Annotated in this window: 20 protein-coding genes; 3 read left to right on the forward strand and 17 right to left on the reverse strand. The window is 41.3% G+C overall.

The genetic code is table 11. The features are described from left to right. Window positions 1-13: 13 nt before the first annotated feature. The 9 genes from hisA to ACTIEV_RS05035 form a co-directional block, all read right to left on the reverse strand. Window positions 14-733 carry a 1-(5-phosphoribosyl)-5-[(5-phosphoribosylamino)methylideneamino]imidazole-4-carboxamide isomerase gene (gene hisA, locus ACTIEV_RS04995; RefSeq protein ID WP_322196885.1) on the reverse strand — a complete coding sequence of 240 codons (720 nt, stop codon included), beginning with the start codon at window positions 731-733 and terminating at the stop codon, window positions 14-16. Between the two features lie 8 nt (window positions 734-741). Next, window positions 742-1,335, reverse strand: coding sequence for an imidazole glycerol phosphate synthase subunit HisH (gene hisH / locus ACTIEV_RS05000; RefSeq protein WP_322196884.1), 594 nt, complete (start codon window positions 1,333-1,335; stop codon window positions 742-744). Continuing rightward, window positions 1,332-2,099 (reverse strand): tryptophan synthase subunit alpha, encoded by a 768-nt coding sequence (gene trpA / locus ACTIEV_RS05005; protein ID WP_322196883.1) that lies wholly within the window; start codon window positions 2,097-2,099, stop codon window positions 1,332-1,334. Before trpA ends, hisH begins: the two co-directional genes overlap by 4 nt. A gap of 20 nt (window positions 2,100-2,119) precedes the next feature. Further along, complete coding sequence (gene trpB / locus ACTIEV_RS05010) at window positions 2,120-3,304, reverse strand: tryptophan synthase subunit beta (RefSeq protein WP_322196882.1); 1,185 nt, start codon at window positions 3,302-3,304, stop codon at window positions 2,120-2,122. Then, window positions 3,304-3,948, reverse strand: coding sequence for a phosphoribosylanthranilate isomerase (locus ACTIEV_RS05015; protein WP_322196881.1), 645 nt, complete (start codon window positions 3,946-3,948; stop codon window positions 3,304-3,306). The genes trpB and ACTIEV_RS05015 overlap by 1 nt, the downstream gene beginning before the upstream one ends. Further along, window positions 3,938-4,732, reverse strand: coding sequence for an indole-3-glycerol phosphate synthase TrpC (gene trpC, locus ACTIEV_RS05020; protein ID WP_322196880.1), 795 nt, complete (start codon window positions 4,730-4,732; stop codon window positions 3,938-3,940). The genes ACTIEV_RS05015 and trpC overlap by 11 nt, the downstream gene beginning before the upstream one ends. Before the next feature lies 1 nt (window position 4,733). Beyond that, a complete protein-coding gene (gene trpD / locus ACTIEV_RS05025; protein ID WP_322196879.1) occupies window positions 4,734-5,726 on the reverse strand; it encodes an anthranilate phosphoribosyltransferase in 993 nt (330 codons plus the stop codon). Window positions 5,727-5,753: 27 nt separating this feature from the next. Continuing rightward, entirely contained in the window at window positions 5,754-6,338 is a 585-nt protein-coding gene (locus ACTIEV_RS05030; protein ID WP_322196878.1) for an anthranilate synthase component II, read from the reverse strand. 114 nt (window positions 6,339-6,452) lie between these two features. Further along, window positions 6,453-7,874, reverse strand: a complete 1,422-nt coding sequence (locus ACTIEV_RS05035) for an anthranilate synthase component I family protein (protein WP_322196877.1) — start codon at window positions 7,872-7,874, stop codon at window positions 6,453-6,455. Between the two features lie 250 nt (window positions 7,875-8,124). Here ACTIEV_RS05035 and ACTIEV_RS05040 point away from each other — a divergent pair, with 250 nt between their 5' ends. Genes ACTIEV_RS05040 through ACTIEV_RS05050 form a run of 3 tightly spaced genes read left to right on the forward strand, consistent with a single transcriptional unit; the run spans window position 8,125 to window position 10,770 of the window. Beyond that, complete coding sequence (locus ACTIEV_RS05040) at window positions 8,125-9,405, forward strand: metal-dependent hydrolase family protein (protein ID WP_322196876.1); 1,281 nt, start codon at window positions 8,125-8,127, stop codon at window positions 9,403-9,405. An 11-nt stretch (window positions 9,406-9,416) separates the two neighbouring features. Then, window positions 9,417-9,869, forward strand: coding sequence for a DUF2147 domain-containing protein (locus ACTIEV_RS05045; RefSeq protein ID WP_322196875.1), 453 nt, complete (start codon window positions 9,417-9,419; stop codon window positions 9,867-9,869). A gap of 1 nt (window position 9,870) precedes the next feature. Further along, window positions 9,871-10,770 (forward strand): hypothetical protein, encoded by a 900-nt coding sequence (locus ACTIEV_RS05050; RefSeq protein WP_322196874.1) that lies wholly within the window; start codon window positions 9,871-9,873, stop codon window positions 10,768-10,770. 3 nt (window positions 10,771-10,773) lie between these two features. Here the strand turns inward: ACTIEV_RS05050 and ACTIEV_RS05055 are convergent, their stop codons facing one another. From ACTIEV_RS05055 to ACTIEV_RS05090, 8 genes are all read right to left on the reverse strand, one after another. Further along, window positions 10,774-11,442 carry a 2-C-methyl-D-erythritol 4-phosphate cytidylyltransferase gene (locus ACTIEV_RS05055; protein ID WP_322196873.1) on the reverse strand — a complete coding sequence of 223 codons (669 nt, stop codon included), beginning with the start codon at window positions 11,440-11,442 and terminating at the stop codon, window positions 10,774-10,776. 76 nt (window positions 11,443-11,518) lie between these two features. Further along, on the reverse strand, window positions 11,519-12,469 hold the full coding sequence (locus tag ACTIEV_RS05060; protein WP_322196872.1) for an isoaspartyl peptidase/L-asparaginase family protein: 951 nt from the start codon (window positions 12,467-12,469) through the stop codon (window positions 11,519-11,521). A 218-nt stretch (window positions 12,470-12,687) separates the two neighbouring features. Then, the gene (locus ACTIEV_RS05065; RefSeq protein WP_322196871.1) at window positions 12,688-13,677 is read right to left on the reverse strand and encodes a bifunctional heptose 7-phosphate kinase/heptose 1-phosphate adenyltransferase; all 990 of its coding nucleotides are present in this window, start codon (window positions 13,675-13,677) and stop codon (window positions 12,688-12,690) included. Continuing rightward, the gene (locus ACTIEV_RS05070; RefSeq protein WP_322196870.1) at window positions 13,677-15,098 is read right to left on the reverse strand and encodes an APC family permease; all 1,422 of its coding nucleotides are present in this window, start codon (window positions 15,096-15,098) and stop codon (window positions 13,677-13,679) included. Before ACTIEV_RS05070 ends, ACTIEV_RS05065 begins: the two co-directional genes overlap by 1 nt. 193 nt (window positions 15,099-15,291) lie before the next feature. After that, window positions 15,292-15,888, reverse strand: a complete 597-nt coding sequence (locus ACTIEV_RS05075) for an OmpH family outer membrane protein (RefSeq protein ID WP_322196869.1) — start codon at window positions 15,886-15,888, stop codon at window positions 15,292-15,294. 179 nt (window positions 15,889-16,067) lie between these two features. Next, entirely contained in the window at window positions 16,068-20,351 is a 4,284-nt protein-coding gene (rpoC, locus tag ACTIEV_RS05080; protein ID WP_322196868.1) for a DNA-directed RNA polymerase subunit beta', read from the reverse strand. Window positions 20,352-20,480: 129 nt separating this feature from the next. Beyond that, window positions 20,481-24,284 carry a DNA-directed RNA polymerase subunit beta gene (gene rpoB / locus ACTIEV_RS05085; protein WP_322196867.1) on the reverse strand — a complete coding sequence of 1,268 codons (3,804 nt, stop codon included), beginning with the start codon at window positions 24,282-24,284 and terminating at the stop codon, window positions 20,481-20,483. Window positions 24,285-24,631: 347 nt separating this feature from the next. After that, window positions 24,632-26,653: a M13 family metallopeptidase gene (locus ACTIEV_RS05090; protein ID WP_322196866.1), complete on the reverse strand. Its 2,022-nt coding sequence runs from the start codon at window positions 26,651-26,653 to the stop codon at window positions 24,632-24,634. Window positions 26,654-26,894: the final 241 nt, after the last annotated feature.

Genomic DNA, 26,894 nt, shown 5'->3' on the forward strand with positions numbered 1-26,894 from the left:
GCTTTTGTTATGATTATTGATTCATAAGACTGAGCTCTTCCAGACTGATTCTATTTTCATAGATAGCTTTCCCTACAATCGCTCCTTTACATCCTATTTCTTTTAATTGCACTAAATCTGTAAGATTACTAACACCACCACTGGCAATAAAATGAAGATCAGGGAATTGACTGATGATCTTTTGATACAATGCAATGGATGGGCCTTCCAATTTACCATCTTTGCTCACATCTGTACAGAACAGTTGTGAAATTCCAGCCGCTTTATATTGTTCGATAAAATCTAAGATATTGATATCAGTTGTCTCCAGCCATCCGCCAACTGTTATCTTTTCATCTTTTACATCGGCCCCCAATAAAAATTTTGATGCGCCATAAGCCTGTAACCATGCTACAAACTTGGCTTCCTCTTTCACTGCCAAACTACCGATTGTTGCGTAAGCTGCGCCGGAATCAAAAACAATACGAAGATCTTCTTCTTTTTTGATGCCACCGCCAAAATCAATGATCATAGTGGTTTTAGCGGTTAGTTGCTCCAATACTTTCCAGTTTTTCACTGCCCCTGCTTTTGCACCATCGAGATCTACTAAGTGTAGTCTGTGTAATCCTGCATCCTGAAATTGCAACGCCACTTCTAATGGATGTTCATTGTAGATGGTCTTCTGTGCATAATCGCCTTGTGTGAGTCTTACGCATTTACCATCAATAATATCAATAGCCGGTATAATTTGCATGCATGCATTTATAAGGTTAAAAAATTCTTTAGGATTTGTTCTCCCACAGCTGCACTCTTTTCCGGATGAAACTGTACTCCATAAAAATTATCTCGATGTAAAGCCGCACTATAGGGTTGAACATAATCTGTTGTTGCTATGGTATGCTCACCTTTTGAAGCATAATAGCCATGAACAAAATAACAGAAACTGTTTTCGGGTACATCTTTGAAAAGATGGGTTGACAAATCACTGATCGTATTCCAACCAATTTGCGGCACTTTCAATCCTGCTGATTTCACCGGTTGAAACAATTTGACCTGCTCATCAAAAATGCCCATACAATCTGTATCGTTTTCTTCAGAATGTTTACACATGAGTTGCATACCCAAACAAATTCCCAATACAGGTTGTTGCAGTTCTTTAATCAGCACATCCAACGATTTTGACTCGAGATAATGCATCGCTGTACTAGCTTCCCCAACACCCGGAAAAATCACCTTATCAGCCGAGCGGATCAATTCATGATCATCCGTGACAAGTGCAGAAGCTCCGATTCGTTCCAGTGCATATTGAACAGACTGAATATTTCCCGCATTGTATTTAACGATCACTACCTTCATAATACTTGATTCAAAAATTGCTGGGTTAATGATTGAATATCTCCCGGCTGCTCCAATGCTTTGATATAGGCCGATCCAATGATGGCACCATTGGCATATCGACATGCAGTATCAAAAGTTGTTTTGTCCTTGATACCAAAACCAACCAATACCGGATTCTGTAGCTGCATATCTTTTAACCGCTGTAAATACTTAGCCACTTGATCAAAGTCTTTCTCGTTACCCGTTGTGGCAGATGAACTTACCGCGTACAAAAATCCACTACTTAAACGGTCTAATTTTTTGATCCTTTCTGTTGATGTTTCCGGGGTAATCAGAAAGATAAAATCCAATCCAGCTTTTTTAATGATCTCACCATACATCGTCTCATATTCATATTCGGGTAAATCCGGCAATATTAATCCATCAACACCCACCTCGGCTGCCTCTTTACAAAATTGCTGGAACCCATACTGAATCACAGGATTCATATAACCCATTAAGATGAGTGGAATCTGCGTTTTAGCGCGCAGACCTTTCAACTGCTCAAATAATACTGCTATACTCATCCCATTTTGTAAAGCCTTGGTACTGCTTGCTTGTATCACAGGCCCATCAGCCAATGGATCACTGTATGGCATGCCTAACTCAATCAAATCGGCACCGGAAGCTTCTAATGTGAGTATTACTTCAAGGGTACTGTTAAGTTCCGGATAGCCGGCTGTGCAGTACACATTCAATACCCTTTCTTTTTTTCGACTAAACAATGTCTCTATTCTGCTCATAATATGATACGCATCAATAATTATAGTTGTTGCATGTAGGTTGAAAGATCCTTATCACCTCTTCCACTCAAACAAATGACCACTACATCAGTAGGCTTCAAATTCAATTTGCCCAATATCGCGAAAGCATGCGCTGTTTCCAATGCCGGAATAATTCCTTCTGTTTTACTCACATGAAAAGCAGCTTGAAGTGCTTCTTCATCGGTTGCAGACAAAAACACACCTCGCCCACTGGTAAATAAATTGGCATGCAATGGACCAATACCCGGATAATCTAATCCAGCCGAAATACTATGGGGTTCTACTACTTGCCCATCTTCTGTTTGCATCAACAAACTCTTACTTCCATGTAAGATGCCCGGCTTACCCAATTGTGTAGTAGCAGCACTCATACCCGATTGAATCCCATGTCCGGCCGCTTCTACAGCCACCAACTGCACAGCAGTTTCATCTAGAAAATGATAAAAAGCTCCGGCAGCATTACTTCCTCCTCCTACACAAGCAATGACATGTGTAGGTAATTCATTCCCTCTTTTTTCTTTCAGTTGTTTTCTTGTTTCAGCGCTGATCACACTTTGAAACCTAGCTACCATATCCGGATAAGGATGTGGTCCTACCACACTACCGATAATATAATGTGTGTCATTGGGATGATTGATCCAATCTCGTATGGCTTCATTGGTAGCATCTTTCAAAGTTTTACTACCACTGGTAGCAGGTACCACCGTAGCGCCCAGCATTTTCATGCGCGCAACATTCGGAGCTTGTCTTTCAATATCTTTTTCACCCATGTACACAATACATTCCATTCCCTTCAATGCACAAACAGTAGCCGTAGCAACACCATGCTGACCGGCACCTGTCTCTGCAATGATCCTGGTTTTACCCAAGCGACGTGCCAATAAAATTTGTCCAATGGTATTGTTGATTTTATGTGCACCTGTATGACAGAGGTCTTCACGCTTCAGATAAATGGTGGTATTGAATTCCTGACTCAATCTTTCAGCCAAGAATAAAGGCGTAGGTCTGCCAACATAATCCTGCAACAATTCATCGAACTCTGCTTTAAAAACAGGATCATTCATAATCGATAAATACTGTTCACGCAGTTCTTCCACATTACGATGTAACATTTCAGGGATATAAGCTCCACCAAACTGTCCGTAATAACCTTGCACATTCGGGTTCTGAAAACTAGTTGTCATCATTTAATCGTTTTGATCTCATTTACAAATTTTTCAACAGCCTGCATATCTTTTAATCCGGGAATGGTTTCAAATTTGCTATTCACATCCAAGCTAAACAGATCTTTTGCTACCGGATCCTGAATAAAGGTTTTGATATTTTCTACATCATCCGGACCAATCCCTCCACTGAGAAAAAATGGTTTATTAATTTGTAATCCTTTTAATACTGACCAATCGAACTTCTTACCGGTTCCTCCATATCCTGCACCTTCTGTATCAAACAAAAACATATCCGCGATATCTTGATAATCCTTGATCTTCCAGAGTACCTGATCATCTTCTCTCAAACGAAATGCTTTGATCACATCGACATAATCAGCTACTTTCTCACAATACTTGGGTGTTTCATCTCCATGTAACTGAACCATTTGTAAACCACACTCATCTACGATCTCTAACAATTCTTCCACCGGAGCGTTCACAAACACCCCTACTTTATTAATATGTTGCCCTCTGATTTTTTTGATTTCAGGTCTGGGCATGTGTTTGAATACATACCGGGGCGATTTATGATAAAAAATAAATCCGGCAAACTCCACACCGATGTTATCCAGGTGTTTGATCTGCTCAACTTGTGTCATGCCACAGACTTTAATACGCATTTTGCTTTGCTTTTAGTTGATCGATAAAATCAGCAAAAGCAACCGAAGGTTGGGGTTCTTTCATAAAATTTTCCCCAATCAAAAAACCGGTGAATCCGGCTTTGCGTAAAGTTACGATTGTATCCACATTACTGATGCCACTTTCTGCAATTGCAGGCTTACCGGCAGGAATCTGTTCAATCAATCGCAAAGAGGTATTGATATCTACCTCAAAAGTCTTTAGATTCCTATTGTTCACACCTACCATATCCACCATATCACTGATATGCATCAATTCTGTTTCATCATGTATTTCCAATAACACTTCCATCCCCAATCCTTTTGCACAGGCTCCCAATTGATTGACTTCATCCGGCGTAAGACAGGCTGCAATCAGAAGAATCACATCTGCACCCATAGCTTTGGCTTCATACACTTGATATGCATCAATCATAAAATCTTTACGCAGTATGGGCACTTGTTGAATACGCGCTTTTTTAAGATCGTCCTGACTACCCCCAAAAAAATCAGTATCCGTTAATACAGAAATACCCGATGCGGTAGCTGCATAAGCAGTGGTTACCTCTTCTACCTCAGCAGTAGCATTAATAATACCTTTTGAAGGCGATTTCCTTTTAAACTCTGCAATAATGCCTGTACGCTTTTCATCTTGCAAAAAGTCACAAAGCGAATAGGTGCTTCTGGAAAATAAAGCTTGTTCTGTCAATGCTTCAACAGATATGCGCTCTTTTGCAGCTGCTACTTCTATTTTTTTCTTTGCAACAATGGTGTCTAATATGTTCATGTTATTGCAGGTTGATCAGTTGTTCTAATGTTTGATAGGCTTTTTTACTTTCCAAACTCTCTACAGCAGCAGCATAAGCATCATCATAACTAGTATATTTACCAGTTCCGAACAATGCCATCGCAGCATTGGCTAACACCACTGCATTCTGTGCCCAACTTCCTTCCCCCTTGATGATCTTTACAAATAAACGCGCTGCTTCTTCTGCTGTATTTCCCCCATAAATATCTTCGGGCATTACCATTCTTTTACCCAACTGCTCCGGTGTCAGAATTTTTTCTCCTTCATTGGTGATCACTTTGGTGTCATTGGTCAAGGATATCTCATCATAGCCATCCAAACTATGAATCACCGTAAAAGCTTTCCCTGTTTCCTGTAAGAGATAATTATAAATACGAGCCATTTCCAAGTTATACACTCCTACCAATTGATAAGCAGGTGCCGCCGGATTCACCATAGGTCCCAGCATATTGAAAAACGTTCGTACACCCAGTTGCTTACGAATAGGTGCTACTACTTTTAATGCCGGATGAAAAAATGGAGCATGCAGAAAACAGATATTGGTTTGATCCAATTCTTTATTCAATTCATCTACATTATTTTTAAAACGATAACCCAACTGTTCCATCACATTCGATGCCCCACTTACAGAAGAAGCTCCATAATTACCATGCTTGGCAACCTGTTGTCCGGCACCTGCTACAATGAAACAAGACAAAGTAGAAATATTAAACGTATTTTTTCCATCTCCACCGGTTCCAACAATATCCATAACAGCTCGACCTTTCATATCTACCGGAACACATAATTCCAGTAATGCATCTCTAAAACCCTGTAATTCTTCAATCGTAATACTTCTCATGAGAAATACGGTAATAAAAGAAGCAATCTCCGCATCATTGAATTGTCCGGAAGACATTTGCAGTAAGATCTCTTTAGCCTTTTCACGACTAAAGGTTTTATGTTCAAATAAGTATTGTAATATCTTTTTCATATTGTTTTCATTGGTATACTTTACCCATCATTTTTTTAACCAGTTACGCAATATCTTTTCTCCATCAGGAGTAAGTACACTTTCAGGATGAAACTGTACTCCCTGTACATCATATGTTTTATGTCTTAACGCCATGATATAATCATTGTCATCTTTAGCCGTCACTTCAAGCTCATCCGGAAATACTTCATCACTAACCACCCAACTATGGTAACGTCCAACGATCAATTCATCATCAAATCCTTGAAAGACATCATTATCACGTTGTTGATTACCGGCTCTTTGTAATTGAATCGGCGTTGCTAATCCGTGATAAACCGTAGTTAGATTGATCAACTTACCCCCAAAAGCTTCCCCAATGGCCTGATGTCCTAAACAGACACCCAATATAGATTTCTTAGGTGCATATGCTTTGATCAAAGGCAACAACAAGCCTGCTTCCGATGGAATACCCGGACCGGGCGATAAAATGATCTTATCAAATGCATCAACCGCATCCAAATCAATCTGATCGTTTCTACACACAGTAACTTTATCCCCTAAAATCTTTTCAACAAGATGTACCAGGTTATAAGTAAATGAATCGTAATTATCGAATACCAGTAGTTTCACTTTTGATCTTTGATTTCTTGATTTCTTGATTTTATGATTTATTGTCTCACTTTTCTCCAAAGGAGTCCTGTGCACACCTTTCACTTTTGACTTTTGACTTTTGAATTTTAAATTTCATCCCCCTACCTCCTCCGCTATCTCAATCGCTTTTTTCAAAGCACCGAGCTTATTGTTCACTTCCTGCAACTCACTTTCCGGTTTGGATGCTGCCACCACTCCTGCTCCTGCCTGATAGTACAGTGTATTATTCTTACTTAAAAAAGTACGGATCATGATGGCATGATTACAACTACCATCAAATCCCATAAATCCAATTGCACCTCCATAATAAGATCTTGCTGTTGGTTCATAGTCATCGATCAATTCCATTGCCTTAAACTTGGGAGCACCGCTTAAGGTGCCAGCAGGAAATGTTTGTGCCATTAATTGAAAGGGATTATACCCTGAAGGCACTTTACCAACCACTTCACTCACCAAATGGATCACATGACTATAGTATTGTACTTGCCTGTAATGACTCACTTCCACATCGGTGCAAGCTCTGCTAAGATCATTTCTTGCCAGATCTACCAACATCACATGCTCTGCATTTTCTTTGGCATCTTTTAATAGTTGCTCTGCCATGCGTTGATCTGTTTCATCATCACCTGTTCTTTTGAATGTACCTGCAATAGGATGTACAATGGCTTTCCCGTTTTGAATAACCAATTGTGCTTCAGGAGAAGACCCTATCAATTTATATTCACCATAGTCGAAAAAGAAGAGATATGGAGACGGATTCACACTCCTTAGCGCTCTATACACATTAAACTCATCACCGGTAAATGATTGTTGAAATCTTCTGCTAAGTACAATCTGAAATACATCCCCACGCATACAACTTTGTATTCCTTGCTGCACCATTTCCTTGTATGCCTTATCGGTAAGATTGGATACTTCTGCTCCTTTTGAACGGAATGGATATACAGGCACATCTTTACTTCTGATCAAAGATTCTACTACTTGTATCTCAGATTCAATACCTGCTATTTTATTTTCACAAATCAATAATTCATCTTTATAATGATTGAATACGATAACATATTGATACAAACGATACCGCATCAATGGAATCATTTGTTCTGCTTTCAGGGTTTTGGGTAAAGAGATCGTATCGAAAAACTGTACAGCATCAAAGCAAGTATAGCCGAATAACCCTTGTGCAAATTGCGCTTCCTTTTCAGCCGGTTTTTGAATATCAAATCGCTGCATGAAATCCCAAAGTTTAGTGGGAACCGATGCTTTGTCTTGGATACTCATTTTTTCCGGTTGCTGGGCCGGAAGTTTACATTCCATGGTTTCACCGGTTTTGATTTCAGCACCGGCAATCGCATTGATACAAATAAATGAATAGCTGTTCTCCGCTGCATGGTGATCTGTGCTCTCCAACAAAATAGTATCCCTAAAACGATCCCTGATGCGCAGGTAGATACCTACCGGTGTAAATACATCTGCCAGCATTCTCTTAGCCTGCGTCTGAACGATTATCTTTTTCATCTTTTCCTTTTTATTCCGGTTACTCCGGAGCTATCCAACAAAAAACCCCGACAATTACTGTCGGGGTTTCTGAATATGATTCATACAGTATTGGCAACGCCACTACATTCCCCGATTGGAGTTTGTATGCCACCACCACTGAATATTGATTGTTCTTTTCATTCTGATGCAAAAATGGGGCGGACAACTTAGACAAACAAATTTTTTTTTACCCTTTGTCTGGGTTACTTTCCATGTAAAGCCCAATCGGATGAACAAACAAGCCATATTTAAAATATTAATCCTGCTATTCGTCTTTCCAGCCGGTATTTTAGCGAATCCCAAGGATAGTTTCCTACTCATTCAAGCTGATCGTCTTTTTGACGGCGAAGAAATGCATACCGGATGGGGTATTCTGGTGTACCAAAACAAGATTGTAGCCGTGGGCGAGGCTTCCACATTATCATCCAAAACCCCTTTAAAAAGGATTGATCTAAAAGGAAAAACCCTGCTACCCGGGCTCATCGAAGGCCATTCTCACCTGCTGCTTCATGCTTATAATGAGACCAACTGGAATAATCAGGTCTTGTATGAGTCAGAAGCAGAAAGGATTGTAAGGGCGGTTACACATGCCAAAGCAACCTTAATGGCAGGTTTTACCACCGTTAGAGACTTGGGAACAGAGGGTGCTGGTTATGCGGATGTTGGACTAAAAAATGCCATTGCAAAAAATATCATCCCGGGTCCAAGAATGATCATTGCCACCAAAGCCATCGTTGCCACCGGCAGCTATGGGCCCAAACTTGAAAACAATTCCCATCACACGATTAAAGGCGCTGCAGAAGCGGATGGCGTTGAGGGATTGACAAGGGAAGCAAGGACTCAGATTGGAAATGGTGCAGACCTGATCAAAGTGTATGCAGACTACAGATGGGGATTGGATGATAGCCCGCAACCTACCTTCACATTAGAAGAGTTAAAAACCTTGGTATCGGTTGTCAACAGCAGTGGTAGACAAGTAGTGGCTCATGCCAGTACAGAAGAAGGCATGAGAAGAGCGGCCGATGCGGGCGTGTCTACTATTGAACATGGCGATTATGGTTCTTCAGAAGTGTATGATATCATGATCCGCAACAAGGTAGCTCTCTGCGCAACTTTAAGTGCCCCGGAAGCCAGCGCCAGTTACAATGGATGGAATAAAAAGACGATGCCTCCTACCGACAGGGTTATTCAAAAGAAGAAAAGTTTCAAACTAGCGTTAGAAAAAGGTGTTACTATTTGTTTTGGTGGCGACGTAGGCGTATTCCCTCATGGAGATAATGCCCGTGAAATGGAGCTGATGGTAGAATATGGCATGAAACCTGTAGAGGTATTAAAAAGCGCCACTTCTGTGAACGCAGATGTATTTGGATATAAACAACAGATTGGACGATTAAAAACCGGATTATTGGCTGATATTATTGCAGTGGATGGAAATCCCATAGAGAATATATCAGCAGTAAGAAATATCTCATTCGTCATGAAAGATGGAAGTATTCATCTGAATAAATAAATCGTATTACTATGAAATACATCAAACAGTTGAGTCTGATATTGGTCATTATGACATGGACCATCACGGGATTTACAAACAATAACGATAATCCTGATGCTGTTATAGGCATATGGTTAAACTCCTCAGGTAAAGGGCAAATACAAGTGTATAAGCAGGGCAATAAATATTATGGCAAATTGGTTTGGCTGAAGGAGCCGAATGATGAACAGGGTAAACCAAAATTAGATGTCAACAATCCTGATAAAAATGCAAAAACCAAACCTCTGATTGGACTGGTGATATTGCGCGACTTTGTACATGATGATGGTGAATGGTCCGGAGGTAGAATTTACGATCCACAGAATGGCAAAGACTACAAATGTTACATGAAACTAAAGGATCCAAAAACATTGAACGTGCGTGGTTATATCGGCATTTCGATGTTGGGCAGGACAGAGGTCTGGACACGTATGAATCCGTAAAGTGAAATATTCCATCCATATATTTTCAGCGCATGTGATCAATCAACAAGCATGGGATGCCTGCGTTTCCAAGCACTCCAACGGATTGATCTATGCTCAATATGATTATCTGGATCGAATATGCGATCATTGGAGCGGATTGGTGATTGGCGACTATGAAGCCATTATTCCTTTACCCTGGAGAAGAAAATATGGATTTCGGTATTATTATATCCCCCCCTTTATTCAACAATTGGGATTTATTGGCGATACCTCTTTATTAAATTTTTTACACGAAGAGTTGGTACAAAAGATAAGGAGTTATGCTTGGTATGGAGATCTCCATTTTAATTTTTCCAATCATTTACTCGCTTCAGAGCTTCATTGCAAAAACAGGACGAATTTCATTATTGATTTAAATAAGGATTATTTAGACATCTATAAAGACTATCATCCGGATTTAAAACAAGTCTTACTCAAGATTCAGGAAGGAGGTTTTCAGTACTCCAAACAACAGTCAATCTCTGGCACCATTCGTAACTATCAACAGCAATACGCATCTAGAATGCCTCACTTATCAATAGAGCATTTTGAGAGATTACATGATTTGTGTCGCTTTTATGCAAGCAGAGGCGATTGTATCATTCGCTCAGCAATGAAGCCTGATGGTACTATTTTATCGGATACATTATTATTAAAAGACCAGCGAAGAATGTATCATTTACTGAATACTACTTTTCCCGAAGGACGAGAAACACATAGCAACCCATGGTTATTAGACCAGATATTCAGAGAATATAGCAACCGAAATCTACTATTTGATTTTGAAGGATCGGATCTGCCGGGTGTAAAAACCTTTTATAAAAAATTCGGAGGGCATGTTCAACCCTATTTCCATTACAGAAGAAATATCTGGCACTGATCACTAAGACCGCTGCAATATCTGTTCTGCTAATTGTAAGTCTTCAGGTCGGGTAATTTTGATATTGGTGTATTCTCCTTCAATCAAAAAGACCTTTTTATCTGCCGCTTCTACTACTGTTGCTTCATCTGTAAATGACGCCTGATAAGATTGCTGAAAAGCCGGTAATAATAGATCGCTAAGAAAAGTTTGGGGTGTTTGAATGATGCGTACCAGGTTTCTATCAGCCACATAATGCCCCTCCCCTTCTACAATTCGGATACTATCCGTAGCTGCTACGGCGGGTATGGCACTACCTTTTTCTAATGTCTGCTCATAACATCTTTTGATCAGCTCACTGCTTAACAAACAACGAACACCATCATGAACAAATACGACCGATGGCTCATGGATAAGCGATAAACCATTTTTAACAGATTGAAATCTGGTATCTCCTCCCTCTGTAATCTTGATCCTATCAGTAGCATGTAAAGATTGAATAATTGCTTGTCCCTGGTCTTTGTGTTCTGCAGGTAATACTAAAATGATTCGAAGATCATGCCAAGTCGAAAGAAAACGATTCAGTGTATGCCATAGAATGGGTTGTCCATTCAATAATAGAAATTGCTTGGGAACAGAAGCACCCATTCTTTGTCCCGTACCACCGGCTACAATCACTGCAATTTTTTGCATGGCATTTCAGTTAAAAAAAAGGAGCCACAAATGTAGCCCCTCTATTTCTCATGTGCATCAGTCTTACCAAATATAATTATTTGTAGATCAAAACCTCATTTCTACCGCCACTATTTTTTACCCCACGATACATGCCCGCACTATTAAAAACCATGGCCGCATTGCCCTTGGCATCTACACCAATCATTCCCCCTTCACCTTGCAGTTTCATGAGTTTATCATGTACCACAATTTCCATAGCTTCCTGTAAGCTATATCCCTTGTACTCCATCAGACAGCTGACATCATAAGAAGCTACGGTTCTGATGAACATTTCCCCATGTCCGGTACAACTGATAGCGCAGGTTTTATTATTCGCATAAGTACCACTACCAATCAAAGGACTATCTCCAATACGACCATATTTTTTATTGGTCATTCCCCCTGTGGAAGTAGCACCGGCTATATTGCCATGAACATCACAAGCAACAGCACCCACCGTACCGAATTTTTTATCCCGCATTAATTCTTCCAGTTGATGATTGGTATGATCTAATGAATAGTTATCAGAATCACGAATGGCTTTCCATTGATCATAACGGAACTGAGAGAAAAAGTATTCATCAGGCTCCAATTTGATTCCTTGTTTGATAGCAAAATCATTTGCCCCTTTTCCACTTAAAAAAACATGATTGCTATTGCGCATCACTTCGGTCGCCAACTCTATCGGATTTCTAATATTGCGAACAGCAGCAACAGCACCGGCCGACAAATCACTACCATCCATGATAGCAGCATCCATTTCTTGTAATCCTTTTTTAGTAAACACAGATCCCCGCCCGGCATTGAACAACACATTATCTTCCAGTACTACAATTGCTGCTTTCACAGCATTTACAGCCGTACCGCCTTTTTCAAGCACTGCATAACTGGCATCTAAAGCCTGTTGAAGTCCCTCCTGATACGCTTTCTCCAACTCAGGGGTCATATCTTCTTTTAGAATGGTTCCTGCACCTCCATGTACTACAATGGTAAAATTATCCGCCATAACTATTTCATTTACAAGCACCCGAAATTAGTTATTTACCCAACTCACAAAATCGAATTGTTTGAGAGGAATGTTAGATAGGATTTAATGAAATGCGGGGATTATTGAATGGGTGTGGGGTACTGGGTGCTAGGTACTAGGTGCTAGTTGCTAGTTGTTCAGCATCAGCAACTAACTCACTTTTTACTTTTTACTTTTGAATTTTCACTTGTACTCAATCATTCCCCCAACAATATCTCACATTCCTGCAACAGCTTATCGCGGTCAATGGCGGCGGTTCCAACTTGTTCGCATACCAGTCCACCGGCTATATTGGCCATTTCTGCTGCGAGATGCATATCACGGGTTGCCGCATAACAAAGTGAGGTTACAGCAATTACTGTATCTCCTGCCCCACTTACATCTGCGATATTGCGGATATGTGTGGGTATGATTTTATGAGAGGTTTCATCCTGATAAAAAACACCTTTTTCTGAGAGTGTGATCAATGATATTTGATGATGAAGATGTTCCTGTAAACGTTGATGTATTTGTTGTAAAGAAGATAAATCTATATGATCCACTGATAAATTCAACCCTTCTTTCACTTCCTTCAGGTTCGGTTTAAAAATGGTGACGTCTTTATAAGAGAGGAAATTCTTTTTCTTGGGGTCTACAGCAATGATCACATTTCTTTCTTTACACAAAGCAGTTACTGTTTGAATGATTCGTTCTGTAATAACGCCCTTGTTATAATCCTCAAATATGAGCACCTGAGGCTGTTGCTCTTCCAGACAATGTTTAACCTGTTCAATCAACATGTTCTCTGTTGCCTCATCAATATCTATGGTAATCTCTGCATCCAATCGCATCATTTGCTGGTTACGACTCATGATACGGGTCTTGTTAGTGGTTACCCTATTACTCACTGAACGGATATATGAAGTATCAATATGCTTATCCTTCAATAACTGTAACAACTGTTCCCCATCAGTATCAGCACCCACAATAGAGATCATGGTTGTTTTTGCTCCTAATGAAGCTGTATTCAATGCCACATTCGCTGCTCCGCCAACCCTGAGCTCTTTATTCTTCAAAGCCACCACAGGAACCGGAGCTTCGGGAGAGATACGATCAACTGAACCCCACCAGTAAGTATCCAACATTACATCCCCAAGAATGGCTACACGGATCGATTGGAATCCCGTAAATAGTTGTTCAAAATTCATCAGGCTTCTTGTTTCTTATTTCGTACTGCAAGATAATACAAAGGAATTCCAATCAGTGTAATGATGAGCCCCGGCCATGTAAAATTAGGTTTATAAACGATCAGCAAAACGCAGAAAGTAATTCCCATCAACATATAGATAGCTGGCAAAATAGGATAGCCAAATGCTTTATATGGACGATCGATCTCAGGTCTCTTTTTACGAAGAATGAAAATACCAGCAATAGTCAGTACATAGAAGATCACCACGATAAAAGAAACCATGTCCAACAGATCTCCATACTTACCGCTCAAACATAATAAAGAAGCTACTACACACTGTGCCCATAGTGCCCATTCCGGTACTGCATTTTTATTCAGTTCACCTGCTTTTTTGAAGAACAATCCATCCTGTGCCATGGTATAATATACCCTTGCACCCGCAAGTATCAATCCATTGTTACATCCGAAAGTGGAGATCATGATCATAACGGCGATCACATAAGTACCGATATTTCCAAAAATGAGGTTGGATGCCGATACTGCCACACGATCTTGTGGTGCATGTGCGATATCATTGAGCGGAAGCACACTTAAATACATTAAGTTAGCTGCAACATAGATCACGGTAACGATCAATGTTCCCAGAAAAAGACTCAAACCAATATTACGCTGCGGATTTTTAATTTCTCCTGCGATGAATGTAACATTGTTCCAGGCATCACTACTAAAAATAGAACCTACCATTGATGCAGCGATCGCTCCAAATGCAGCAACACCCAATACGGCGGTGATACTATTGTCACCTGAAATATTTTTCATAGACCATGCATCCGTCCAGTTTGCATTCCATACTTCTGATTTGGCTGCCAATAAAAACCCAAACACGATCAATCCAAATAGTGATAACAACTTTGTTACTGTAAATGTGGTCTGAATCAATTTACCACCCTGTACCCCTTTGGTATTGATATAGGTCAGAAAAATAATGATCGCGATAGATACAAATTGTGCGGGATATAATTTTACAAAGCCAATCTGCGCAAGCATATTCTCATCCGTCATTTCTAATGAGGGAAAGAAATATCCGGCGAATTTACTGAAAGCCACTCCTACCGCGGCAATAGTTCCGGTTTGAATAACAGAGAAAAAACTCCAGCCATACAGAAATCCTGTCAGCTTATTATAGGATTCTTTGAGATATACATATTGTCCACCTGCTTTGGGAAACATAGCACTCAGTTCCCCATAACTCAATGCTGCTGTCAAGGTCATAAATCCCGTAATCAACCAAACAGCAATGAGCCAACCGGCACTGCCTACATTACGGGTAATATCAGCACTCACAATAAAAATTCCGGAACCGATCATACTACCGGCTACAATCATCGTAGCATCCAACAATCCAAGGGTGGGTTTGAAAGAAGGGTTGTTATTATTCATATAGCGTTTTGTTCGTGAGGGAAGATAGGGAAAAAAGCCACAAGCCGCAAGCGGCAAGCTTCAAGTTACAAGATACAGGCTACAAGATCGTTACAGGTATCCCTGTTAATAAAAAAAGCAGGCGAACATAAAATTCACCTGCCTTTCTGAAAGTATTGCTCACTTGAAGCTTGCCGCTTGCCGCTTTAAAAGACTAGTTCTTCTTCTTATATCTCTCATTCAATCCCTTAATCACATCAGCAGTAATATCATAAGCTGCATCTTTGTAATAAAAAGCAATAGAGGCATCATTATTTCCTACGATGAATGCATATCCTTTGGATACATTGTATTCTTTTAGGTAGTCACTGATTTTTTGTCTTACATCCAGCATTTTTTTCATGCTCTCATCCTGCATTTCATTGTTCATCATTTGCTCTTTGCTGTTGTATGTCTTTTCCATTTGCATCAGCTCCTGCTGCTTGCTATTCAGCTCGGCCTGTGTCATGGTTTGAGCGGTACGCTGAAGCTCCTGGTATTTATCTGCAAAAGTTTGTTTCAGTTGATTCAACTGCTTGCTATTTTCTTGCGCTTTTGACTGAATTGAATTACTTACTTCTTTATAATAATCGAAATGTGCTTCAATAGAATCAATCTCAAAGTAAGCGATCTTGAAATCTCCTTCAGAAACAGCTTTGCTTCCTGAAGCACTTACTTTCCCATCTTTTGATCCAGAAGAAAATTGTAGGTAAAATAAAACAGCTACCGCTATCACCAACACTACATTCAACCCGATGGTAAAATTTTTCATGTACTAATGTTTAGATAATAAAATTAAAGGCTTTTGTTCCCTTTATGTTTTCGGGGCAACAAGATTAACAATAAATATCAGATTACAAAAACAGTGTATAAAGAACATGATGTATACCTGAAAAAAAGTAGGAAGTTTTCACTTCCTACTTTAACATGTATTCAAAAGATCATATGATCTTATTCCTCATCATCAAAGCTCATCGCTTCGCGGGTGGTAGCCAGTACCTCGTACTCTTCCTTACTTCCTACGATCAGGTTCTCGAACTCTTTTTGTCCGGAACCGGCAGGAATCAGGTGTCCGGTGATCACATTCTCTTTCAGACCTAACATAGCGTCGGTCTTACCTTGAATGGCCGCCTGACTCAGTACTTTAGTCGTTTCCTGGAATGACGCAGCTGAGATCCAGCTTTGTACACCCAGAGACGCCTTAGTGATACCCAACAACACCGGTGTTGCAGTAGCTGGTTTCGCATCACGTACTTCTACCAGTTTCTTATCAGCTCTACGGAGAATCGAGTTTTCTTCTCTCAACTCACGTAGTGTGATGATTTGTCCGGCTTTCAGCTTAGCACTTTCACCTGCATCAGTTACTACTTTCTTATCATAGATTCTGTCGTTCTCTTCGATAAAGTCGAAGCGATCTTCCAGATCCTCCTCCAAGAATTTAGTATCACCCGCATCAACAATCTCCACTTTCTTCATCATCTGACGAACGATTACTTCAATGTGCTTATCGTTGATTTTTACACCTTGTAAACGATATACTTCCTGGATCTCATTAACCACGTACTCTTGTACTGCGAATGGACCTTTAATTGCCAGGATATCTGCTGGAGCAATTTGTCCGTCAGACATTGGTGTACCTGCTTTCACGAAGTCACCATCCTGAACCAGGATCTGACGAGTCAATGGCACCAAGTATTTCTTCACCATTCCGTCTTTAGACTCAACGATGATCTCACGGTTACCACGCTTCACATTACCGAACGCTACCACACCATCGATCTCACAAACGATCGCAGGGTTACCCGGATTACGAGCTTCAAACAATTCAGTTACACGAGGAAGACCTCCGGTGATATCTCTCAACTTACCAAGTACACGTGGAATTTTCACCATTACTTGTCCGGCTTTCACTTCATCTCCTTCTTCTACAGAAATGTGTGAGCCAACAGGCAAGTTGTATTGCTTGATTTCTTTACCGTCAACAATAATGGTTGGGATCTTGGTCTTATCCTTGGTTTCAATAACCACTTTCTCGCGGTGACCGGTTTGTTCATCCGCTTCATCACGATAAGTGATACCATCGATTACATTTTCAAAACGGATCTTACCATTCTGTTCTGCAACGATTACGTTATTGAATGGATCCCATGTACAGATCACATCACCTTTCTTCACTTGCTGTCCGTCTTTCACATTCAAGGTAGAACCATAAGGAACGTTATTCGTGATCATTAAACGATCATTCTTCACATCCATGATTCTCACTTCACCTGTACGACCGATAACAATCTTCACTTTATTGCCTTCATTGTTCAATGTTTCTACGGTACGCAGACCATCGAACTGAATGGTTCCATCAAATTTCGCTTGCAAGGTTGATTCTACAGAAGCAGAGCCCGCAACACCACCCACGTGGAAAGTACGAAGTGTTAACTGAGTACCCGGTTCACCGATTGACTGTGCAGCGATGATACCTACAGCATCACCTCTTTGTGCGAGGTATCCTGTTGCCAGGTTCTTACCATAACATTTCACACATACACCACGCTTGCTTTCACAAGTCAATACAGAACGAATTTCTACCGTTTCGATACCCGCTTCTTCGATTGCTTTCGCATCATCAGAAGAAATCTCTTCACCTGCAGTGATGATCAACTCATCTGTTACAGGATGGTATACATTGTGTAATGAGGTACGACCTTCAATTCTATCTGCCAGTGGCTCGATTACATCTTCATTATCTTTCAGTGCGGTTGTTGCAATACCACGAAGTGTACCACAATCTTCTTCACTGATCACCACATCTTGTGATACGTCAACCAGACGACGAGTCAAGTAACCGGCATCCGCTGTTTTCAGGGCCGTATCCGCAAGACCTTTACGCGCACCGTGTGTAGAGATGAAGTAATCCAATACGTTCAGACCACTCTTAAAGTTGGAAAGGATCGGATTTTCAATTACCTCGCTACCGGTACTACCACTCTTACGTGGTTTCGCCATCAGACCACGAATACCTACCAGCTGCTTAACCTGTGTTTTACTACCACGGGCTCCGGAATCCAGCATCATGTAAACAGAGTTGAAGCCCTGCTTATCATTTTGCATTTCGCGGATCAGTGTTTCGGTGATACGTGTATCCACACGGCTCCAGATATCAATTACCTGGTTATATCTTTCATTGTTGGTGATGAGACCCATGTTATAGTTCTCCCACACTTCTTCTACTTCTGCTTTAGCATTCTCCAACAGTTCATTTCTCATATCAGGAACGATCAGATCATTCACGTTGAATGACAGACCACCACGGAAGGCCATACGGAAACCGAGTGTCTTGATATCATCGAGGAACTTAGCTGTCTTAGGAACGTCTGTGATCTTGATGATATCACCAATGATCTCTCTCAAGCTCTTCTTGGTCAACAGTGCATTGATGTATCCAACTTCAACAGGAACATGCTGGTTAAATAAAACACGACCTACAGTAGTATCGATGAGTTTCTTCACCAATTTACCAGCTTCACGTACGTTTACTTTCACCTTAATGTTGGCATGAAGATCTACACGCTGCTCATTGTAAGCAATGATCACTTCATCCATGCTATAGAAGGCTTTACCCTCACCTTTCACCACTTCAGTTTCAGTGGTTCTTTTACCCTTTGTGATGTAGTACAGACCAAGTACCATGTCCTGAGAAGGAAGGGTAATAGGCGTACCATTTTGAGGGTTCAAGATATTGTGTGAAGAAAGCATCAGTAATTGAGCTTCCAAAACAGCAGCATTGCTCAATGGAACGTGTACCGCCATCTGGTCACCATCGAAATCCGCGTTGAACGCTGATGTTACGAGTGGGTGCAGTTGGATCGCTTTACCTTCTACTAATTTTGGCTGGAAGGCCTGAATAGACAAACGGTGCAATGTTGGGGCACGGTTTAACAAAACAGGGTGTCCTTTCAGAATATTTTCAAGGATATCCCAAATCACAGCTTCTTTACGATCTACCAATTTCTTAGCAGACTTCACTGTTTTCACAATACCTCTTTCAATCAACTTACGAATCACAAATGGTTTGAACAATTCAGCCGCCATGTCTTTTGGTAAACCACACTCATGCATTTTGAGTTCCGGTCCAACCACGATCACCGAACGACCTGAGTAGTCAACACGCTTACCCAATAGGTTCTGACGGAAACGACCTTGTTTACCTTTCAGAACATCAGATAATGATTTCAGTGCGCGACCACCTTCTGCTTTCACCGCATTGGATTTACGGCTATTATCAAACAGCGAATCGATTGCTTCCTGCAACATACGTTTTTCATTACGCAGGATCACTTCAGGAGCTTTGATCTCTAACAAACGCTTCAAACGGTTGTTACGGATGATCACACGACGATACAGATCATTCAAATCTGAACTCGCAAAACGTCCACCATCCAAAGGCACTAATGGACGTAATTCCGGTGGAATTACAGGAATGTATTGCATCACCATCCACTCAGGACGGTTAGTGATTCTTGTACTTGCATCACGGAACGATTCTACAACGCTCAGACGCTTTAAAGCATCTGCCTTACGCTGCTGAGATGTTTCAGTGGCTGCTGCATTACGCAGAGAGAAACTCAATCCATCCAGATCGATTCTTTCCAATAAAGCATGAACAGCTTCAGCACCCATTTTAGCGATGAACTTTTGTGGATCATCATCAGGCAGGTACTGGTTATCTTTTGGCAAGTTGTCGAGAATATCTAAGTACTCCTCTTCCGTCAACAGGTCACCCATGTTGAGGTTCTCTTTCACACCACCTTGAATCACTACAAAACGCTCGTAGTAGATGATGGTCTCTAATTTCTTAGAGCTCATACCCAACAAGTAACCAATTTTATTAGGTAAGCTTTTGAAATACCAGATATGTACAACAGGAACCACCAATTTGATGTGTCCCATGCGTTCGCGACGAACTTTCTTTTCAGTTACTTCAACACCACAACGGTCACAAACGATACCCTTATAACGGATACGCTTATACTTACCGCAGGCGCATTCATAATCTTTTACCGGACCGAAAATTCTTTCACAGAACAATCCATCACGTTCTGGCTTGTAGGTACGGTAGTTAATGGTTTCAGGCTTCAGTACTTCGCCAAAACTTCTTTCGAGGATACTGTCCGGAGATGCCAGACTGATGGTGATCTCGGAGAATGTTGATCTTGGGCGATTGTCTCTTTTTATGGCCATATTTTTAAGCTTCAAGCTGCAGTCCGCCGCGGCGGATGCAATCTTTATTTTTAAATTAGTTATATCAAAGAAAATCAAGCAAGCCGCACACTTCATGCTTGTAGCTTGGAGCCTGCGGCTTGCAGCTTATTATTCAAACTTCAGATCCAAACCTAACCCTCTCAGTTCATGTACCAATACATTGAACGATTCAGGTACGCCGGCACGTGGGATATTATCTCCCTTCACGATGGCTTCATAAGTCTTGGCTCTTCCGATGATATCATCAGACTTCAGGGTCAACAATTCCTGGAGAATGTTAGCTGCACCATATGCTTCTAGTGCCCATACTTCCATCTCACCGAAACGCTGTCCACCAAACTGTGCCTTACCACCCAACGGCTGCTGTGTGATCAAGCTGTAAGGTCCGATTGAACGTGCGTGCATCTTATCATCAACCATGTGGTGTAGTTTGATCATGTAGATCACACCCACAGTAGCCTTCTGGTGGAAACGTTCTCCCGTTTCACCATCATACAGATAAGTATGTCCGTTTCTAGGAATACCCGCATCCTTACAATATTGCTCGATCTCATCAGTGCTTGCACCATCAAAGATCGGAGTAGCAAATTTCACACCCAGACGCTTACCGGTCCAGCCCAGAATGGTTTCATAGATCTGACCCAGGTTCATCCTTGAAGGTACCCCCAATGGATTCAGTACGATATCAACCGGAGTACCATCTTCCATGAATGGCATGTCTTCAGCACGAACAATTTTCGCAACGATCCCTTTGTTACCGTGACGACCCGCCATCTTATCTCCCACTTTCAACTTACGTTTTACAGCGAGATATACTTTAGCCAGTTTCAATACACCTGCCGGTAACTCATCACCGATTGAAATGTTGAACTTCTCACGCTTGTAACGTCCCAGTTCTTCATTATAACGGATGCTGTAGTTGTGCAACAATGTATTGATCAAGTCATCTGTTTTTGCATCACCGGTCCAACCCAGCGGATTCACATTCTGATAATCGATGGTGCTTAGATTCTTTTGATTGAACTTAGCGCCTTTACCGATCAGCATTTCACCAAAGTTGTTGCTAACACCTGCAGAAGCTTTGTCTTTCAACAAGGTCTGCAACTTATCCAACAACAATTCTTTGATCGACTCTGTATTTTGCTGGTGTACTTTTTCTACTTTCTCCAACAATGCTTTTTCACGGATCTTACCATTCTTATCTTTCTTCGCACGCTGGAATAGTTTTTTATCGATCACCACACCTTCAGTTCCGTTCGGAGCTTTCAGAGAAGCATCTTTTGCATCACCGGCTTTATCACCGAAGATGGCACGCAATAGTTTCTCTTCAGGAGTAGGATCAGATTCACCTTTTGGAGTGATCTTACCGATCAGGATATCACCTTCTTTGATGGTGGCGCCGATACGGATAATACCATTCTCATCCAGATCCTTTGTTGCATCTTCTGATACGTTCGGGATATCCGGAGTCAATTCTTCTTCACCCAATTTGGTGTCACGAACTTCCAGTTCATATTCATCAATGTGAATAGAAGTGAACAGGTCTTCGCGAACTACTTTCTCACTAATTACGATCGCATCCTCGAAGTTGTAACCCTTCCATGGCATGAATGCCACTTGCAGGTTACGACCCAATGCCAATTCACCATCTTTGGTTGCATAACCTTCAGTTAAGAAGTCGCCCTTCTTCACTTTCTGTCCTTTCTTCACAGCCGGACGCAGGTTGATACAAGTGGCTTGGTTGGTTTTGATGAACTTAGTGAGTTTATATACTTGCAGATCATCATTAAAGCTGATCAATCTGTCAATATCATTTCTGTCGTAACGAACATGGATCTCATTCGCATCTACGAATTCAACCACACCATTACCATCTGCGTGTATCTGAATACGTGCATCACGTGCAGCCTTACCTTCCAAACCGGTACCTACAACAGGTACTTCCGGACGGATCAATGGTACTGCCTGACGTTGCATGTTGGATCCCATCAACGCACGGTTGGCATCATCATGTTCCAGGAATGGAATCAAAGAAGCACTCAGACCTACGATCTGATTCGGTGCTACGTCCATGTATTCCACTTCTTCTTTATCTAAAATCGGGAAGTCACCTGTTTGACGTGATACTACTTTCTCTTCAGCGAATTCACCTTTCTCTGTCAATGGTGAATTACTCTGTGCGATCTTAGCGGTATCTTCTTCTTCTGCACTCAAGAACGTGAGTTCTTTCATGTTCACTTTACCACTCACTACTTTACGATAAGGCGTTTCAATAAAGCCCATATCGTTGATAGTAGCATGTACGCAAAGTGTAGAGATCAAACCGATGTTCGGTCCTTCCGGTGTTTCAATGGTACACAAACGACCATAGTGTGAATAGTGTACGTCACGCACCTCAAAACCGGCACGCTCACGACTCAAACCACCGGGTCCGAGTGCGGAGATACGACGCTTGTGCGTGATCTCACTCAGTGGGTTGGTTTGATCGAGGAACTGAGACAACTGAGAAGTTCCGAAGAATGAGTTGATCACAGAAGACAATGTTCTTGCATTGATCAAATCTACCGGGGTAAATACCTCATTGTCACGAACGTTCATACGCTCACGGATGGTACGGGCCATACGAGCCAGACCTACACCGAACTGCGCATACAACTGCTCTCCTACGGTACGAACACGACGGTTGCTCAGGTGATCGATATCATCGATCTCAGCCTTCGCATTGGTCAGACGAACCAGGTATTTGATGATCTCAATGATATCCTGCTTGGTCAATACTTTCTTGGTCAGCGGATAATCCAAATTCAGTTTACGGTTGATCTTATAACGACCTACTTCACCTAAATCATAACGCTTATCAGAGAAGAATAATTTATCGATGATACCACGAGCCGTTTCATTATCCGGAGCATCCGCACCACGCAATTGGCGATAGATATGCTGAACCGCTTCCAGTTCACTGTTCGAAGTATCTTTATTCAAGGTGTTGTAGATGATCGCATAATCACCACCCACATCTTCTTTCTGAATGAATACACTCTTGATCTCCATTTCGATGATGGTAGCAATCGCTTCCTCATCCAAAACGGTATCACGCTCCATCACGATCTCGTTACGCTCGATGCTTACTACCTCACCGGTATCTTCATCTACGAAATCTTCTACCCATGTTCTCAATACACGAGCAGCGAGTTTTTTACCAACGTGATTGGCAAGTGTTTTCTTATCGGCTTTCACTTCATCGGCCATACCGAAGAGTTCCAGAATGTCCTTATCAGTTTCGAAACCGATAGAACGTAACAAAGTTGTTACCGGGAACTTTTTCTTACGATCGATGTAAGCATACATTACATTGTTGATATCGGTAGCAAATTCCATCCACGCTCCTTTGAAAGGAATCACACGGGCAGAATAAATTTTGGTACCGTTCGGGTGCACGGATTGTCCAAAGAACACACCCGGAGAACGATGCAACTGAGATACCACTACACGCTCAGCTCCGTTGATCACAAATGTACCACGGGGAGTCATGTAAGGAATATTACCCAGGAACACATCCTGAACGATGGTTTGGAAATCTACGTGCTCTTCATCATTACAACTTAAGCGCAGTTTTGCTTTTAAAGGCACTGCATACGTAAGACCACGCTCCATACACTCATCAAGTGTGTAACGTGGTGGATCAATAAAATAATCCAGGAATTCCAGCACGAAGATGTTACGCGTATCCGTGATCGGAAAATTTTCCTTGAACACGCGGAAGAGACCTTCATTGTTACGCTTATCAGGCGTAGTCTCTAACTGAAAAAATTCTCTGAATGATTCTAACTGGATGTCGAGCAGGTCAGGAGCATCAGCCAAATGTTTAGTTTTACCGAAGCCGACCCTGTTGTTCAATGTAGTTGTAGACATATGTATGTAAAACCGGTTTTGATACGATAAAAATTTGGGGAGAATGGTGAGATTCTCTTAACGTACAATCGGCTCATTCATCATTCAAACGTCAATGATAAAAATGTCCACCCGCTAATTGGCCCAAAAATAAGGATGGCAAAGGTAGGAAACCGGAAGGCAATCGCAAAAACAAATTTAGGGGTGCTAGGTGCAAGGTACTGGGTACTAGGTTATTTTAGCCCATATTTGGAGACTATGCTTTATCCTGACTGATTATCAATATCTTATAAATGCATCATTATAAAGACTCCAAAATATAACTTATATAACCAATCACCTAGCACCCAGTACCTAGTACCCAAACTCTACCAAATTCGAGCACGTTGATCTGCCGGGCGGTAAAGTTTATGCTTCTCGGTAACCCCAAAAGCCTGATAGAACGGCTCAAAATTGGCCAATGGTCCGTTTACCCTGAATTCTTCGGGGCTGTGCGGATCGGTTGTAATTCGGGTACGCATGCTCTCCGGTCTGTCAACCAAACGCCATACTTGAGCATAACCCAGAAAAAAACGTTGATCAGGTGTAAAGCCGTCAATCTTTTCAGTACCCTTTCCTTGTTGGGTTAATTTGAAGGCATCATAAGCAATGGCCAATCCACCAATATCTGCTAGGTTCTCTCCTAGTGTAAGCGCCCCATTCACATGCAAACTATCCAGAACCGTATAAGCATTGTACTGCTCAACTACCCCTTTTGCTTTGGCTGTGAATTTTTCAGCATCGGTTTTGGTCCACCAGTCGGTAAGATTTCCCACCGCATCATATTGTCTACCCTGATCATCAAAACCATGGGTCATTTCATGACCAATCACCATTCCAATGGCTCCATAGTTGATCGCATCATCTGCTTTCAGTTCAAAGAATGGGAACTGTAGAATGCCTGCCGGGAATACGATCTCATTAAAAGTTGGATTGTAATATGCATTGACTGTTGGTGCTGTCATTTGCCATTCGGTTTTATCAACCGGCTTACCAATTTTAGCAATGCTTTCTTTGTAATCATGTTTGGCGATGCTACGCATGTTGCCATAAAAATCGGTTCGGGTGATGGTAACATCATCATACGACTTCCATTGATCCGGATAGCCGATCTTTTTCATGATGGCAGTCAATTTTTCTTTTGCTTTTTGCTTAGTAGTATCACTCATCCAATCTAACTGAGCAATACGTTTATCAAATGCGATCTGTAAATTATTCACCAACTCATCCATTCTCTTTTTAGCTTCTGCAGGAAAATATTTTTGAACAAAGATTTGCCCGAGCAGATCTTTCAATCCATCATCTGTTCTGCTTACCATTTTCTTCCAGCGGTCTTCCTGTGTTTTAGCACCGGAGAATAATTTATTGAAAGAAAAACGTTCATCTACAAACGCTTTACTGAGTAATGATGCATTGGAAGAGATATAATCGAACTTCACTTTGCTCTTCCACACTTCGATTGACTGAGAAGCTAGTAGTGCACTTAATGTTTTATAATAAGCGGGTTGTGCTACATTGACACTATCGGTCTGAATACCCATTTGTTGCAATGAGTTGGACCAATTAATATTCGGAGATATTTTTTGCAAATCCACCACCGACATTTTATGATAGTTCCTGATCGGATCACGCAATTCCACCGGCGCCAAGTGTGATGCCGCAATAGCAGTTTCCAATTTCAGTACAGCAGTTGCTTGTTGAGTAGCCATCGTTTTATCGACACCTGTGAGCACAAAAAGATTTGTGATATGCGCAATCAGTTTCTCACGTTTTTCCACAGTGGCCGCATCGGTTTTGGTATAGTAATCTTTTTCAGGAAGGGTTAATCCGGTTTGATATAAACTCAAAATATTCTTCGCACTGTTTCTCTCATCCGCGCCCACATAAATACCAATCAACGCACCATCTCCTTCTGTGTAACTAGTCGCCAACAAACTGATGAGTTCTTTGTAATCTTTTACTGCATCAATTTTTGCCAACATGGGTTTGAGTGGATCATATCCTGCTTTTTCAATGGCAGCAGTATCCATACCACTCGCGTAAAAGTCGCCCACTTTTTGTTCATTACTTCCGAATTTGTGGTCTGTTTTAGCAGATAGCTCATCCAGGATGGTTCTCATTTTTTTGAGGTTCTCATCATAGAGGGTATAAAAACTCCCCCATCCACTTTGATCATCGGGGATGACGCTGTTTTTGATCCAGGTGCCATTGGCGTACATAAAGAAGTTATCACCGGGATGAACGCTGGTATCCATACCGGCTGTATCAAAATAAGCAGATGAATCAGTGTTGTTTTTACAAGAAGCAAAAGCCAAGCTCGCTCCTATTAGTAAAGTGGCAAGTTGTTTCATGGTGAAGTTTTAGGAACCATAAATATGGGGAATTATTGGAGAGGGGCAAAACCGTTGGTGTATTAGAAAAGTTCTTTCCAGAAGAGTCACCATGGTGAGAAACTCTTCGGAAGAACGAGCTTCTGAAAAGTTCCGAAACTTTCCAAAAGTTGTACTACCCCTCCTAATATAGATTTTTCGGGCTTTAGTCGTGTTTAGGCATTACCTACGCTGGGTCTCTTTTTAATCCTGTACTGATGAT

Origin of the sequence: Sediminibacterium sp., from assembly GCF_051861365.1 — a bacterium.
Classification (GTDB): domain Bacteria; phylum Bacteroidota; class Bacteroidia; order Chitinophagales; family Chitinophagaceae; genus Sediminibacterium.

Coding starts and splice junctions, on each gene's coding strand:
- ACTIEV_RS05060 (WP_322196872.1), bottom strand. CDS start 12,469: ATGGCGGATAATTTTACCATTGTAGTACATGGAGGTGCAGGAACCATT.
- ACTIEV_RS05045 (WP_322196875.1), top strand. CDS start 9,417: ATGAAATACATCAAACAGTTGAGTCTGATATTGGTCATTATGACATGG.
- hisA (WP_322196885.1), bottom strand. CDS start 733: ATGCAAATTATACCGGCTATTGATATTATTGATGGTAAATGCGTAAGA.
- trpD (WP_322196879.1), bottom strand. CDS start 5,726: ATGAAAAAGATATTACAATACTTATTTGAACATAAAACCTTTAGTCGT.
- ACTIEV_RS05055 (WP_322196873.1), bottom strand. CDS start 11,442: ATGCAAAAAATTGCAGTGATTGTAGCCGGTGGTACGGGACAAAGAATG.
- ACTIEV_RS05090 (WP_322196866.1), bottom strand. CDS start 26,653: ATGAAACAACTTGCCACTTTACTAATAGGAGCGAGCTTGGCTTTTGCT.
- rpoC (WP_322196868.1), bottom strand. CDS start 20,351: ATGGCCATAAAAAGAGACAATCGCCCAAGATCAACATTCTCCGAGATC.
- ACTIEV_RS05035 (WP_322196877.1), bottom strand. CDS start 7,874: ATGAAAAAGATAATCGTTCAGACGCAGGCTAAGAGAATGCTGGCAGAT.
- ACTIEV_RS05075 (WP_322196869.1), bottom strand. CDS start 15,888: ATGAAAAATTTTACCATCGGGTTGAATGTAGTGTTGGTGATAGCGGTA.
- rpoB (WP_322196867.1), bottom strand. CDS start 24,284: ATGTCTACAACTACATTGAACAACAGGGTCGGCTTCGGTAAAACTAAA.
- ACTIEV_RS05065 (WP_322196871.1), bottom strand. CDS start 13,677: ATGAATTTTGAACAACTATTTACGGGATTCCAATCGATCCGTGTAGCC.
- ACTIEV_RS05015 (WP_322196881.1), bottom strand. CDS start 3,948: ATGCGTATTAAAGTCTGTGGCATGACACAAGTTGAGCAGATCAAACAC.
- ACTIEV_RS05070 (WP_322196870.1), bottom strand. CDS start 15,098: ATGAATAATAACAACCCTTCTTTCAAACCCACCCTTGGATTGTTGGAT.
- trpA (WP_322196883.1), bottom strand. CDS start 2,099: ATGAGCAGAATAGAGACATTGTTTAGTCGAAAAAAAGAAAGGGTATTG.
- hisH (WP_322196884.1), bottom strand. CDS start 1,335: ATGAAGGTAGTGATCGTTAAATACAATGCGGGAAATATTCAGTCTGTT.
- ACTIEV_RS05040 (WP_322196876.1), top strand. CDS start 8,125: ATGAACAAACAAGCCATATTTAAAATATTAATCCTGCTATTCGTCTTT.
- trpB (WP_322196882.1), bottom strand. CDS start 3,304: ATGACAACTAGTTTTCAGAACCCGAATGTGCAAGGTTATTACGGACAG.
- trpC (WP_322196880.1), bottom strand. CDS start 4,732: ATGAACATATTAGACACCATTGTTGCAAAGAAAAAAATAGAAGTAGCA.